Annotated in this window: 12 protein-coding genes; 6 read left to right on the plus strand and 6 right to left on the minus strand. The window is 62.0% G+C overall.

Going from position 1 to position 14574, the window contains the following annotated elements; genetic code table 11:
- Window positions 1-29 precede the first annotated feature (29 nt).
- From AB4Z25_RS16320 to AB4Z25_RS16345, 6 genes are all read left to right on the plus strand, one after another.
- Window positions 30-1328, plus strand: a complete 1299-nt coding sequence (locus tag AB4Z25_RS16320; RefSeq protein ID WP_442208522.1) for an ABC transporter substrate-binding protein — start codon at window positions 30-32, stop codon at window positions 1326-1328.
- 241 nt (window positions 1329-1569) lie between these two features.
- Window positions 1570-2484, plus strand: coding sequence for an ABC transporter permease (locus AB4Z25_RS16325; protein WP_442208523.1), 915 nt, complete (start codon window positions 1570-1572; stop codon window positions 2482-2484).
- A 1-nt stretch (window position 2485) separates the two neighbouring features.
- Entirely contained in the window at window positions 2486-3307 is an 822-nt protein-coding gene (locus tag AB4Z25_RS16330) for an ABC transporter permease (protein ID WP_112514511.1), read from the plus strand.
- 1 nt (window position 3308) lies between these two features.
- Window positions 3309-4043, plus strand: coding sequence for an aspartate/glutamate racemase family protein (locus tag AB4Z25_RS16335; RefSeq protein WP_442208525.1), 735 nt, complete (start codon window positions 3309-3311; stop codon window positions 4041-4043).
- Window positions 4044-4152: 109 nt separating this feature from the next.
- Window positions 4153-6597 carry a glucan 1,4-alpha-glucosidase gene (locus tag AB4Z25_RS16340; protein WP_442208526.1) on the plus strand — a complete coding sequence of 815 codons (2445 nt, stop codon included), beginning with the start codon at window positions 4153-4155 and terminating at the stop codon, window positions 6595-6597.
- Between the two features lie 63 nt (window positions 6598-6660).
- Window positions 6661-7383 (plus strand): ROK family protein, encoded by a 723-nt coding sequence (locus tag AB4Z25_RS16345; RefSeq protein ID WP_442208527.1) that lies wholly within the window; start codon window positions 6661-6663, stop codon window positions 7381-7383.
- 72 nt (window positions 7384-7455) lie between these two features.
- Here AB4Z25_RS16345 and AB4Z25_RS16350 read toward each other — a convergent pair whose 3' ends face one another.
- From AB4Z25_RS16350 to AB4Z25_RS16375, 6 genes are read right to left on the minus strand one after another with little or no spacing between them, the layout of a single operon-like run.
- A complete protein-coding gene (locus AB4Z25_RS16350; RefSeq protein ID WP_442208528.1) occupies window positions 7456-7836 on the minus strand; it encodes a hypothetical protein in 381 nt (126 codons plus the stop codon).
- A gap of 18 nt (window positions 7837-7854) precedes the next feature.
- Window positions 7855-8328, minus strand: a complete 474-nt coding sequence (locus AB4Z25_RS16355; RefSeq protein WP_442208529.1) for a hypothetical protein — start codon at window positions 8326-8328, stop codon at window positions 7855-7857.
- Between the two features lie 21 nt (window positions 8329-8349).
- Complete coding sequence (locus tag AB4Z25_RS16360) at window positions 8350-9558, minus strand: hypothetical protein (RefSeq protein WP_442208530.1); 1209 nt, start codon at window positions 9556-9558, stop codon at window positions 8350-8352.
- Between the two features lie 48 nt (window positions 9559-9606).
- Window positions 9607-10380 carry a TfuA-like protein gene (locus tag AB4Z25_RS16365; protein ID WP_442208531.1) on the minus strand — a complete coding sequence of 258 codons (774 nt, stop codon included), beginning with the start codon at window positions 10378-10380 and terminating at the stop codon, window positions 9607-9609.
- On the minus strand, window positions 10367-11524 hold the full coding sequence (locus AB4Z25_RS16370) for a YcaO-like family protein (RefSeq protein ID WP_442208532.1): 1158 nt from the start codon (window positions 11522-11524) through the stop codon (window positions 10367-10369). The genes AB4Z25_RS16365 and AB4Z25_RS16370 overlap by 14 nt, the downstream gene beginning before the upstream one ends.
- A gap of 3 nt (window positions 11525-11527) precedes the next feature.
- Entirely contained in the window at window positions 11528-14515 is a 2988-nt protein-coding gene (locus AB4Z25_RS16375; RefSeq protein ID WP_442208533.1) for an ATP-binding protein, read from the minus strand.
- Between the last annotated feature and the right edge of the window lie 59 nt (window positions 14516-14574).

The following is a 14574-nucleotide window of genomic DNA, read 5'->3' on the forward strand; positions in this document are numbered from 1 at the left end:
ACCTTGCCATCAAAAAAAGGGGAACTGACATGACGACTGAAAAGACGACAACCAAGACGGAGACCGGGATTTCCCGCCGTTCGCTTCTGAAGACCGGCGCTGCGGCGATCGGTGCCGCTGCAGGCTCCGGCCTGATCACCGGCTTCCCGACGATCTGGGCGCAGTCCAACATCACGCTGCGCCAGTTCGGTACCGGCGTTTCGAACCTCAACGACATCGCCGAGAAGTGCAAGGCCGATCTCGGCATCACGCTGGAGATGACGGCGACCGATTCCGATGCGGCGGCGCAGCGCGCCGTCACCCAGCCTGACAGCTACGATATCGCCGACATCGAATACTGGATCCTGAAGAAGGTCTATCCGACAGGCGTCATCCAGCCGATGGAAACCAAGAAGCTGAAATATTACGACCAGGTCGTACCGCTCTTCAAGACCGGCAAGCTGAAGGCCGACAGCGTCATCGCACAGGGCACGGCGCCGCACACCGTTGGCTATGTCGAGGCCAAGGACGCCAAGACCTTTGCCAAGAGCGAGACCGAATTCTTCACGATGATGCCGACGATCTACAATGCCGACACGCTCGGCATCCGCCCCGATCTCGTCGGCCGTGACATCACCAGCTGGGCCGACATCCTCGATCCTGCTTTCAAGGGCAAGACCTCGATCCTCAACATCCCGTCGATCGGCATCATGGATGCCGCGATGATCATGGAAGCCGCCGGCAACATCAAATATGCCGACAAGGGCAACATGACCAAGGAAGAGATCGACAAGACGATCGACTTCCTGATCAAGACCAAGGGCGACGGCCAGTTCCGCGCCTTCTGGAAGAGCTTCGATGAATCCGTCAACTTGATGGCCTCGGGCGAAGTGGTGATCCAGTCCATGTGGTCGCCGGCCGTCGCCGCCGTCCGCTCGAAGGGCATCGCCTGCAAGTTCCAGCCGCTCAAGGAAGGCTACCGCTCGTGGGGCGGCGGTCTCGGCCTTGCCTCGCATCTGAAGGGCAAGGAACTCGACGCCGCCTACGAATACATCAACTGGTACACGTCCGGCTGGGTCGGCGGCTACCTCAACCGCCAGGGCTACTATTCCGCCTGCATGGACACCGCCAAGAAGTTCATGTCGGAAGACGAATGGGGCTACTGGATCGAGGGCAAGGCCGCAAAGGGCGACATCAAGGGCCCGGATGGCAAGGTCATGGAAAAGGCCGGTGCGGTGCGCGATGGCGGCTCCTTCGAGGAGCGCATGGGCCACGTTGCCTGCTGGAACTCGGTGATGGACGAGGACCGCTACATGGTCCGCCGCTGGAACGAGTTCATCGCTGCCTAAGGTGGATGCGGCTTTCCCCTCCCGTTTCGGGAGGGGAAGTCTTGCCGCGTGACACCCCCCTCTGCCCTGCCGGGCATCTCCCCCTCAAGGGGGGAGATCGGCTCGCGGTAACGGAATCGCCAAACAGCCGGGGTTGGAGCGATCGAGCGCGCCCAGCCAATCTCCCCACCTGTGGGGGAGATGCCCGGCAGGGCAGAGGGGGGCGCCACGAGTGCAACGCTAACTGAAAAGGAGATCAACGATGGCGACGGTCGCTTCTGCAGAGACAAACGAGAAAATCGACCGCGTCCGCAGTGGCAGCTTCCGCCTGCCGCTTGCCGCCATCTCCTATCTGCAGGCGGTGCCACTCTTCATCATCCTCGGCATCTTCTTCATCCTGCCGATCGCCATGATCGGTGTCGTCAGCTTCTGGGACTACGACTTCGCCGGGCTCTATCCGGCCTTCCTGACCATGAACTACACCGATACGCTCGGCTCGTGGGTCACCTGGAAGACCTATCTCAACACCCTCAAATTCACCGTCATCGTCTGGGCGCTGACGCTGTTCATCGGCTTCTGGGTTGCCTATTTCCTCGCCTTCCACATCCGCAAGACCTCGACGCAGATGATCCTCTTCCTCGTCTGCACCGTGCCGTTCATGACGTCCAACATCATCCGCATGATCTCCTGGATCCCGGTGCTCGGCCGCAACGGCCTCGTCAATTCCGCCCTCGTCTCCGCCGGCATCGTGCCGCAGCCGATCGAGTGGCTGCTCTATTCCGATTTCGCCGTGGTGCTCGCCATGGTCCATCTCTACACGCTGTTCATGGTGACGCCGATCTTCAACACGCTGATGCGCATCGACCGCTCGCTGTTCGAAGCGGCACGCGATGCCGGCGCATCCGGCTGGCAGGTCCTCTGGAATGTCGTCATTCCGCTGGCAAAGCCCGGCATCGCCATCGGTTCGATCTTCGTCGTCACGCTGGTGATGGCCGATTTCTCGACCGTTCAGGTCATGTCCGGTGGCCAGAGCGCCTCGGTGGCGCTGATGATGAAGAACCAGATGTCGCTGCTGCAATATCCGGCCGCCGCCGCCAACGCCGTCGTGCTGCTGATCGTGGTGCTGTTGATGGTCGCCGCGATCCTGCGCGTCGTCGATATCCGCAAGGAGCTTTGAGATGAACGGTGATAGACGCGGCCTCGAATTCTACGCGCTGACGGCATTCTTCATCGTCTTCGTGCTCTTCCTCTACGGGCCGCTTTCGGCGATCCTGATCCTGTCCTTCCAGGGACCGGACGGCGGCCTGACCTTTCCGTTGAACGGCGTTTCGCTGCACTGGTTCGCCAATCTGTTCGAGAAGCAGGCGGTCGGCGATTTCGGGGCGTCGTTCAAGCGGTCCTTCACGCTCGGCCTGATGGTGATGATCGTCACGGTCGTCGTCTCGCTGCTGGCGGGCCTTGCCTTCCGCAGAAAATTCCGCGGCGCGACCGCGCTGTTCTACGCAACGGTTGCCAGCCTCGTCGTCCCCTCGATCATCATCTCGCTCGGCATCGGCGTGGTCTTTCAACAGAGCGGCCTGAAGCCCGCCTGGTATTCGTCGGCCTTCGGCGCCCATCTGACCTGGACCCTGCCCTTCGGCGTGCTGATCATGTTCGCCGTCTTCAACCGTTTCTCGCCGGCCTATGAAGAGGCGGCGCGCGATCTTGGCGCCACCTCCTGGCAGACCTTCCGCCATGTGGTTCTGCCGATGATCCTGCCGAGCCTGATCGGCGTCGGCCTCTTCGGCTTCACGCTCTCCTATGACGAATTCGCCCGCACGCTGATGACGTCAGGCAGCTACAACACGCTGCCACTGGAAATCTACGGGATGACCACCAATGTCACGACACCGGTGCTCTACGCGCTGGGCACGGTCACCACGGTCTTCTCCTTCACCATCATCCTCGGCACGCTTGGCATCATGATGATGCTCGGCCGCCGGCAGGCAAAGATCAGGTAAGATGCGCATACTATTGGTAAATCCGAATACCACGGCCTCGATGACGGAGAAGGCCGCGATCGCCGCGCGCGCGGTCGCCGCTTCAGGCACGGAGATCATCGCCGCGACGTCGCGCATGGGGCCTGTGTCGATCGAGGGCCACTATGACGGCGCCATAGCGCTGCCGGGGCTGCTCGCGGAGCTGAGCGACAGGCGCGCGGAAGGTTACGATGCCGCCATCATCGCCTGCTTCGACGACACCGGGCTGGAGGCGGCTCGAAGCTTCTGCGACGTACCGGTGCTCGGTCTCTGCGAATCCGCGGTTGCCACCGCCGGTTTTCTGGCCCAGCGCTTCACTGTGGTCACCACGCTGGAGCGTTCGCGGGTGCTGATCGACAATCTGGTTCGCCGCTATGGCATGGGCGACCGTGCCAAGGTGCGGGCCTCCGACATTCCGGTTCTCGAACTGGAGAACGAGGCATCCGGGGCGATCGGCAAGCTGCGGGCCGAGATTGAACGCGCCCTTGCAGAGGACGGCGCCGAGGCGATCGTGCTTGGCTGCGCCGGCATGACCGATCTCGCCCGCGAGCTGCAGGCGCATTACGGCGTGCCCGTCGTCGATGGTGTTGCGGCCGCAGTCAAGCAGGCCGAAGCGCTGGTTTCGCTCGGTTTGTCGACCAGCAAGCGCGGCTCCTATGCCTCGCCGTTGCCGAAACCCTATCTCGGCGCCATGAGCCAATTCGCACCTGCCGGCTGACATTCGCCGCGTCACCTTGCCGCCATCACGACTTCGCCGTTCACTCTGTCCTCGACAGGTCCCGTTTCAGGTGCTTTGCTGAGCCTGCACTCGCGCGTCCTTTCTCAGGATGCGGAGCGGTCCTTGCCTGAAGCGCGAACGAAGGATCAGACCATTGACGCAGCCGACCACGCCGCCGGGGGCACCCGGAATTCTGCCGCGCTGGACATCGAGCGACAAGTCCGCCGTCGGGCGCGCGCCCGGGGAAGCCGGTCAGGTCTGGTTCACCGCCAGCCACGGTATCCTCAACGAGGTCTACGCGCCGCGGCTCGATCAGGCGAGCATCCGCGATTTCGGCTTCGCCGTCACTGCGAAGGACTATTTCTCCGAGGAAAAGCGTGACGCCGATCATGTCGTCGAGACGCTGGAGGACGGCGTTCCGGCATTCCGGCTGATCAACACGGCGAAGGACGGGCGCTACCGGATCACCAAGACGATCCTTTCTGATCCCGACCGCGAAGTCGTGCTGCAGGAGATCCAGTTCGAGGCACTGGTCGGTACGCTCTCCGATTACCAGCTTCACGCAATCATATCGCCGCATCTCGTCAATGGCGGCGCCAACAACACGGGTTGGTACGACGATTTCAAGGGGCATCCGATGCTCTTCGCCTATGGGACAGGCCGGTCGCTGGCCGTTGCCTCGTCGGTGCCGTGGCTTGCCCGTTCGGCCGGTTTCGTCGGCTTTTCCGATGCCTGGCAGACATTGTCGCGCGGCGAGGGGCTGCGGCAGGAGTATCAACGCGCCGAAGACGGCAATGTGGCACTCGGCGGGACGCTCGATCTGTCGCAGACCGGGGGCCGGGCGCTGATCGCGCTCGGCTTCGGAACGCAGCCGGAAGAGGCGGCCTTCCGGGTGTTGCTCAGCCTGCAGCAGGGCATCGAGCCCGCACTCAAAGCCTACAAGACCGGATGGCGCACATGGCAGAGCGGTCTGCGGCCTCTCGATGAGCCGCATGATCCGCGCGAACTCAACCGCTACCGCGTCAGCACCGCCGTCCTCGCCACCCATCGTGACGATGCCTCGGGCGCAATCATTGCCAGCCTCTCCATTCCCTGGGGCTCGTCGAAAGGCGATGATGATCTTGGCGGATATCATCTTGTCTGGACGCGCGATCTCGTCGAAACGGCAGGCGGGCTGCTCGCGGCCGGCGCGCATGCCGATGCGCTCGAGGTTCTCGACTATCTGGTCGCGACCCAGGAGGCCGACGGCCATTGGGTGCAGAATTCCTGGCTCGACGGGCGGCCCTACTGGAAGGGTATCCAGATGGACGAGACCGCCTTTCCGATCCTGCTCTATGACATGCTGCTCAGAGCTAAGGTCATTGGTCCATCCGATGCCGGGCGCTATCAGGGCATGGTCAGGGCCGCGGCCCGATACGTCGTCCGCAACGGCCCGGCAACCCAGCAGGACCGGTGGGAGGAAGATGGCGGCTTCTCGCCTTTCACGCTCGCGGTCGAGATCGCCGGGCTGCTGGCCGCTGCGGACGCCATGGACGCTGCATCGGACCGCGATCTGGCGCGCTATCTGAGGGAAGTCGCAGACAGCTGGAACGAGCAGATCGAAAGCTGGACGTATGCGAGGAACACGGCGCTGTCGCAAAGCCTCGGCATCGACGGTTACTACATGCGGATCGGCAGTTTCACCGGCGAAGGTCATGCGCGATCACCGGCACTGGTGCCGATCAAGAACCGCGACAATGCCGGGATGACTCTGGAATCGGGACTGCTCGTCAGCCCCGATGCGCTGGCGCTGGTGCGTTTCGGTTTGCGGGCGGCGGACGATCCGCGGATCGTCAACACCGTGAAGGCGATCGACTCGCTGCTAAAGCGCGATCTTCCCGCCGGGCCCTACTGGTATCGCTACAACGAGGACGGCTACGGCGAAAAGGAAGATGGTTCGCCGTTTGACGGCGCGGGTATCGGCCGCCTCTGGCCGCTTCTGACAGGCGAGCGGGCGCATTTCGAAATTGCGGCCGGAAGAAAAGATGAGGCGGCGCGGTTGCTCGCAACGCTGGAAGCATCGGCAAGCGATGGCGGATTGCTGCCGGAGCAGATCTGGGACGAGGCGGACATTGCCGACAAAGAGCTATTCCTCGGCCGTCCCTCGGGAAGCGCCATGCCGCTCGTCTGGGCGCATGCCGAACATATCAAGTTGTTGCGATCGCTGAAGGATGGGGCGGTGTTCGACATGCCGCCGCAGACGCTGAAGCGCTATGTGCAGGGCAAGCCGGCACCGGCGCCGTGGGTCTGGCGAACGAATTCGACGACCGACTATGTGCCGTCGGGCCGGTTGCTGCGCTTCGAACTGTTCGAGCCGGCCTTGATCCATTGGTCTGCCGACGGCTGGAAAACGACGCAGGATATCGATACGGCCGATAGTTCGATGGGCACGCACCTCGCCGACGTGCCGACCGCCGCTTTCCCGGCGGGATCGGCGATCTCCTTCACGATTTTCTGGAAGGACCGCAACAGCTGGGAGGGCCGTGATTTCAGGATCGAGGTCACCACGCACTAGCCCGAATGCTAAACGCACCGCACCTTTTCAAACCAACTCCGTCGGAAGAAGCAGGATTTCCTCATGGACACGCCCAACAATGCTGCCGAAACGCCTCAGACCGCACAAACGGTGCTCGCCATCGATCTCGGCGGCTCACATGTGAAGGTCCACCTGAGCACCGGCGGCGAAAAACGCGCGGTCGTTTCGGGGCCTGATATGTCGCCCGACAAGATGGTGAAGGCCGTGCGCGAGATGGCGGAGGGCTGGAATTACGATGTCATCGGCATGGGCTATCCCGGTCCTGTCTCGGACAACAAGCCTTCGCTTGACCCGCACAATCTTGCGGCCGGATGGAAGGACTACGATTTCGAAAAGGCCTTTGGCAAGCCGCTGAAGCTGGTCAACGACGCCCTCATGCAGGCGATCGGCAGCTACGAGGGCGGGCGCATGCTGTTTCTCGGGTTGGGCACCGGGCTGGGCGCGGCGATGGTCGCCGACAGCGTCTGTCTGCCGATGGAACTGGCGCATCTCCCCTACAAAAAGAAAAAGACCTTCGAGGACTATGTCGGCCTCCGCGGCCTTGAGGCGGACGGAAAGGCCAAATGGCGGAAGTCCGTGGCCGATGTCGCCGAGCGCCTGCGGGCTGCCCTGCAGCCTGACTATATCGTCATCGGCGGCGGCAATGTCGACAAGATCAAGGACATGCCGGAAAACTGCCGCCGCGGCGACAACGAAAACGCCTTCAAAGGGGGCTTCCGGATATGGCAGGATCCGGCCTTGAAGCTCGGCAGTAGTCTGGTGTGAACAGGGCGCGCTGGGCACCTCGTCAGGGCCGTCCGGTTTGCGCTGAGGCCACCTCACGCAACTGCGCTATCGTCAACCACCGCCGCCAAGTCTTTGCTCCAGCCGAACGACCGCCGCATCGAGATCGTCAAGTCTAGCTCCGGCGATCGCGGCCGGTTTGGGATATTTGATTTCGCCGTTCGGTGCGCTCTCGGCAGGTATCTGGTACACGGCAATGTCTTCCACAATCTTGCCCGAGCCCTTCTTCTTTTTTGTGCTCTCGATGAAGATCTGTGTGGTGCCATCGTAAAGCGTCACTGAGATCTTGAAGGAAAAGCCTGATTTTACCGGCAGGTCTTCGACAGGGACTCTGTCTTTGCCGATGGTGACGACATACGGAACGTGACCATCGCTGACGGTAACAGTGTCGAAATCCTCGGTGAAAATGACTGTCACTTCGCAAGGCATTTTCATGTCCTCTCATGGTTTCCGCTAGTCGTTGCTCAAGCGCCCACCGCGGTGCGCCATCCTGAGCGTGATCGCATAGGAACTCGGAGATCTTTTGCCCGGAAGTTGAGCGTCAAGGATGAGTTCCTGCGCATCGCCGAGCGCCGTGGAGACTTCCAGAAGTTTCGTCGACGCGGTAATCCGCCACATCTTGTAACCCAGCCCGTCGAAGCCACAGCCGACGGCAGGTTCTGCATTCGGGCCAGTGATGATGAATATTCTGGTTGTATCCAGCCTGTAGCAGTGGCCTTCAAAAGCGTATCCGTAGGTAAGAACGGTGAAGCCGGTGATCCCGACCTTGCTGTCGAGTTTGATTTGCAAATCCGCGTTGCCGCCAAGCCCGGCGTCCATATGGGCAATGTGTTTGCCGTCGTTCAGATCCACGCCGTAGAGGATAATCTCGTCCGCGCTATACTGGGATCCGGCCAATGGCGGTGCTGGAATGCTCTCATATGTCATCGATGCGTCCCCCTCAGGTTGTCAAAGGATTTCACGCCACCTCATGCAATCTTCCAGTTGGTCGATATAGGCGGAGCCGCGGCCCTGCCATGCGGTCTCGAGGAATGCCCCGGCGGCATTTTGGAATGTCACGCTGTCGGGTTCGAGATCGTGCCACGAGCCGATCAGAGCCTCGCCGACAATGTCGCGAGCTTCCTGCAGGGCGGCTTTGGTGGCGAAATGGTTCAGATCGGCGGATCGGCTTGCGTTGCGCAGCGCTTCTTCGATCAGAGCCGGCGCCATCTGCTGGCGAAGGTCGCTGTAGCGGCGCGGATCGATCTTCGACAATCCGCGTTCGAAGAGCAGCGATTGATACACCTCGATCAGACAGTCGAAAATGCCGGCGGCAAACGGCTTCGACCTGTCGTGCACCTCGTTGCTGACGTCGCTGAGACGAAGCGCGTTGTTGAAGGATCGCAGCTGCTTTTCGGCGCTAAGCTCGGCGAAACGGTCGAGCTCGTTGTGCACGAGCAGGTTTCCGCCGGTCCGGCGCAGCAGGCGATCGACCGCCGTATCGAATTGCAGCAGGCCGAGCAGTGATATCACGTCGGCGACCGCCTCGTGATAGGAGAAGAAATCACTGCCGCGCCCGTCGCCTTGGAGAATGCCGAGTTCACTGAGTAGCACGAGATGCCCCATTTCATGGGCAACGGCGTCGAAATTCAGCGCGAAGCAGGATGCCGGGGTCTCCGGTTGTTCTTCTCCCAATTCCAGGAAGCCGAAGCCGGATTGTGCGTTTTCCCAATGGGCGATGCGCGGGACGATCTCCAGCCGTTCAAGCGTCGGCTCGAAGAACCAGCCGATGGCATGCCCGGCATAGCTCTCGCAGATATCGAGAACACGGCGGGCACAGGCATAGCTGTGCGTCGAGAGAAATTGCGGTGAGTCTGGACCGATATGATCGAAATGTCCGTCGGGGCCGGGCTCAACCGGCGGCAGCAAAAGCCCAGGATAGGGAGGAATATCCGGCGCCAGATACGGGATCTTCTCCTCGGCCGGGCTGACTACATACATGCGCTTGTCGGAAGGCCCCGCGATAACGGGACCGGCGGACGGGCCGATCCACACGACTTCGGGCTTCTCATACCCAGGGATGTAGGGAGGCTGCGGGAAAATGAGGAAGCGTGTCCCCAATGGCTGCGCTACGGCTGCCAGATGATCTGCGTTCTTCGGGTGAGTAACGGCATCCAAGGCTGCCTCCGTCGCTTCTGTTTACAGCAAGCAACAGGCGGCTTTATATCAGGGAAACTGTAGTTTCGGCAAGAGATTATCGAGTAAGTTGCATGACTCCATATCGTAAGCGAAGGCTTCCGTAAGCTCAAAATGGCAATGAATGGGTGTTTCTAAGCCTATTTTTCTCTGGCATTTCAAATAGTTTAGGAGAGAAATCGCGTCTTTCTTCTTCCGGCTGATTGCTCGGGTCTTCAGCCAATTCTTCAAGGGCGCTATTTCGCTTGTCAGCCCCAGATGGTTTTGTGCGGCTGCGATGAGGTTTGCGAACGACCGGTTGCGGAAATGAAGCGTGCGCGCGACCGCTTCAAGTTGGAGCCGGAGGGATGCTTCTATCACACCCTCCCGTTGCGCCTGCTTCAGCGTTAGCCGGATGTCGATCATGGCCTCCCCCAGCCTTCGCGAGCCAAGTTCGGTGGGTGCCATCGGCACGGCGACATCGGCATCGTCGGCAAGCGGAAACCGCCGGTACCAACGATAGATCATGCCATGCCCTATCATGCCTTCGCCTGCGAGTTCGGCGGCACGCAGGGCGCCGATGCTGGCCGCGCCATAGACGCTTACGCCCTTCGACATCGCCCACAGGATCTCCTGATGGCGCACGCCGGGCGCCTGCGCAAAGACGCCGTCGATGATCGCGATCGCAGCCGGAGCGTGCCTGATCACGGCTCTGATGATGTCGCCGCCGCCTGCCGGAGGTTCGTAGACTGCATCGAGATGTGTTTGCGCCTCGATCGCATCCAATGATGGGCCGAGGAAGACAACGATATCAGCGCCCAACATCGGCCTCCGGGTTCGTCTGTAGCGGTGGCGTGATGACCCGGACCACATGAAGGGGGATCGTCTCATCCGCATGAAGGCGGACCAGGATGGCTGCTCTTGCACCGGCGTGCCGAAGGGCGCGCCCGATCCGCCGGAGCGGGCGATCTTGTTCAGGCCTGCCGGTTTCGGCAAAAGCGCTCCCGCCACGGGAGAGCTGCCCGCGCCACTCCCCGAGTTCTGCCTCGTCAGGATAGCCGTAAAGTTCAGCGCTGATATCGTCCCGTGCGGCGGAGATCACGCCAAGCCGCGATTGGCAGGCCTCGAGCAGGGCGGATGTCAGGGCCGCGTCGTCGGCAAGCGCGCATCCGAAGCCTTCTGCGGGTAACGGCGCGAATGGAGCCCTACCGACGTCCTCCATCACATGACACCAATAGACAGGCAGATCGTGCGGCGCCGGAATTTTCCAGATGCCGATGATGAAGCCGGTCCCGGACAGGCGGCGCAGAACTTCCGAAGCCTTGCCGGCTTGAACGGAGCGCGCGTCGACCTGATAGCGATCGAAGAAATGCGGCGTGGCCATCGCCTCGCATCGCGCGTGACGCTCAAGACATTCGAGGCACGCATGCGCAACGGCACCTTCGAGGCTTGTCCCGGCTGCAAGGCCCGTCGTGTCCCGAGGCATCCAGGCCGGATGCGGCGATGGAAAGGTGTAGGCGGAATCGACGAGGCCAAGCGGAACCGGCATTGCCTGTCCCGAAAACAGATCGACGCCATCGATCCAGGATAGTGCGGTGTCCTTTGTTCCTTGAAGATGGGTCCAATATCCTTGAGGGTCCAGCGCCCCAAGCGTTCCCTCGAAAACGCGCGTGAGATCAATCCTTTCGGACGCCCAGCCTTCGAGAGCCTCCATCAGCCCCGAAATCGCCGCCAGTGGAACAGTCAACCCCTTGCCCTGGCTGACCGCGACGGAGAGCGAGCGCGGCCGCACCACCTGCACCACCGGGATGCCGATCCAGTCGAGTTCGGTCACCGAACCCAGCCTGGTGATCCCGTAGTCACGGTTTCGTTCAAGGATGCGCCGGACGGTCCCGGCGGGATCCGGCGGGGAGGGTATCTGCCCGTTCTCAAGCATGGCCGAAAACGCTTCGCCCGCGATCTCGTCCATGGCTCAAGGCCCTGCCAATTCATCGAGATCGCGTTTTGCTCGCCCGGCGAGCCAGACAGCTTTTTGTGTTTCCGCGATGCGGACTGCCTTTGTGAAATCCCTGATGACCTCGAGCGATTTGTGCTGCAGCTGGCGCTTGAGATTGGCGCGCCGCCGATAGAGCTCCGCGAGCCAGAACAGCTGGCCGCTTGCGCTTCCTGCCGCGATTGCAGTTTGCAGCGCTTCCATGGCTTCGGCAGGTCTGCCGGTGAGCTGCAGCACCTGCGCATGCATGTCGCTATGCATGGAGAGATTATCGTCGGTACCCAGCTGCTGCTGAAGCGTCAGCCCGTCTTGGAAGCGGTCTGCGCCGTGCTGCCCCGCGGAGCGCATCAGCTCGGCCCAGCCGCAATACATGTTGGCACGGGCCTGACTGGCCGAGAGACCGTGCCGGCCGGCCAGAGAATGCATCTGCTCGCCTAGGGCGTGGACGTCGTCAAAGCGGTCCTGGCATCGCCTGAGGACGATCGCATAATAGAGCGCGTGCACCATGGTGCCGGCATGATTGGTTGCTTCAGCCCAGTCGAGGCAGGTGGCGATCGCATTCTCGCTATCGTGCGGCCGGCCGAGAAGGAGATAGGAAAGCGCACTCTCGCCCAGTCCACACACCTTCGCATCGTGCCCGCCGAAGAAGGCACGATTCCTGACCGCCCGCTCGGGGTCGTAGAGATGAAGTCCCTTGGAAACGCAGTCGAGACAGAACTCATGCTCACCGGCATGGAAGCTCGTCGCCCACCCGCAGTGAAAAGACTGAAGTCTTGTCTCGTCATCTTCAACGCCCTGCATATCGGCGACGAGAATCCGGGCGCGGGTTTGCTGCTCTAGCACGGTGGGCGCGGTGAACCACCAGCCCCAATAAACCGGGAAGTGCCTTGCGCGGACCGGCGGCGGCTGCGTCCGCAACAGCTGCATGGCGCGCGAATAGACCCGCTGGGCAGCCTTCGAGCCCTCGCCTTCGAGCGCGGTCGCGACGACGCCCTGAACTTCCAGCAGTCTGAGCCGCAAGTCGGCTCGGCCGTTGCGTGCCGCGGTTACGCGCTTGAGTTCGTCCGCGCAGAGTGCGATCGAAATGCCAGCTTCATTCATGGCGGAGCGCGAGACGCTGGCCTCGGCTGCTTCCAGGGCGAACCTGGCCGCATCTTCGTGCAATCCCGCCTCGGCGCATTGCCAGGCGGCGATTGCGGCAGGCAGGCTTGGCACTTCCTCGCCGATCAACCGTTCTGCGATCAGCCGGTGGATGCGGCGCCTGTCGGTTTTCAGGAGGCTGCCATAAGCGGCCTCCTGCATCAGCACATGCCGGAACCGCAAAGTGTCGCGAGCCTCCGACACGCGCTCGATAATCCCCTCAGCAATAAGCCGCGCGACTGGATGGTCGGGCGGCTGCCGGGCAATGCTGTCGAGAAGATGCATCAGCAGCGGGAGGCTGAACTCACGGCCGATGACGCTGGCGATCTGGGCTGTCAGCCTGGCAGAGCCGCTTCCGGCAAGCCGGGCGGCCAGCAGATCGTTGAGTGACGTGACGCCGCCTTCCGTCAGCTGCCTTTTCCACTCTGCGGGCGATCCGGCCAGCGTATTGCGCGATCGGAAAAAGCTGGCCAGCTCCTCGCCGTAAAGCGGCATGCCATCGCTTTGGTCGAGAATGAAGTCTGATAATCCCGGTGGCGCCGGCTTTCCCCAGATCGAGGCGACGAGATCCCGCACCGCATCGGAAGCAAGACCGGACAAGGTAATTTCCGTGGCGCCTGCCGGTGCGCCAGATAACCTCGACGTCTGGATCACGAGGATCGGCTGCTCGGCGGCCAGCGCCCGAAGCCGCTCCAGAAGCCCCAGCGTCATGCCGTCGGCCCAATGAACATCCTCAAAGACGATCAGCGCCGGCGAGGCCGATGCATTGCATGTGAGAACATGCGCGGCGGCTTCGATGACGGACTGCCTGAACGCGCGCCCGGAGAGATCGGATGTGCGGAGACTGCCAGACATTGCGGTCGTCGAGCTGGCCGTGAAATTGGCGAGCGGCTCGATCAGCTTCCTATCGACAGGCCGCCCGGACAGAACCAGGGTGTCGTTGAATGCCGCTATCCCACCATCCCTGAGAGCGGGCGAAGCGCCAAGCCGGTCGATAAAGGCCGTGAATGGAAACAGCGGCTGCCCTTCCAGACGGCGGCCGCATTGCAGGATGGCAAGGTCCTGCGGCCGTGTCTTTGTGCTGCTGATGAACTCATCGACGACGCGTGATTTGCCGATGCCGGCCTCACCGGTCAGCGCGATCGAGCTGCCCCTTCCATCAAGGGCCGAACGCCACGCATCGGACAGAATGGCGAGCTCACCGGTCCTGCCGCGGAGCGGCGGCCGCTCGCTGGCGATAGACTGTTCGTTGGCCGCCGCCGGATGCCGGTCCTTGGGACGCCAGAGCGCGACCGGTTCGTCGAAACCCTTGAGATTGGCTTCCCGGATGAAGGCATAGTCGAAAGCCGTTTGTGTCAAGCGGACGGTCGAATCCGCCACGAGCACCGAATTCGGGTCTGCCTCGCCCTGTAGGCGGGCCGCCAGTATCGGAGCAGCGCCAACAATTTCGTCGCCCTCCGCGGAGAAGACGACGAAACTGGTGGCGATCCCGATCCTCAGTTTCAGCGGCCGCCCTGTCCGGCTCTTCGGCTTGGTCAGGGATCCGACCAGTTCCAGTGATGCCCGAACCGCGCTTTCGGCGGCGTCTTCGGATTGATTGGGAAAGCCGAAATAGCAACAGCCGCCATCGCCAAGCCGCTGATGAACGAAGCCGCCATGTTTGGCGATGATGGCGTCCGCGCTTTGATGAAGCGCCGAAACGGAGCGGAAGAACTGTTCGGGCTCGGTTCGCAGCAACAGCTCGGTAGAGCCGACAATATCGTAGAAAAGTGCCGTCACCTGACGGCGCTCGCCCGCAAACCGAAATCGCGCTTGAATCTTCTTCATGGCGAGCTTGCCCACATTCACGGCATCGCCAAGGACAACCGATTTACGGCCGTGACGCA

Origin of the sequence: Rhizobium sp. RAF36, assembly GCF_052114105.1 — a bacterium.
GTDB lineage: Bacteria > Pseudomonadota > Alphaproteobacteria > Rhizobiales > Rhizobiaceae > Rhizobium.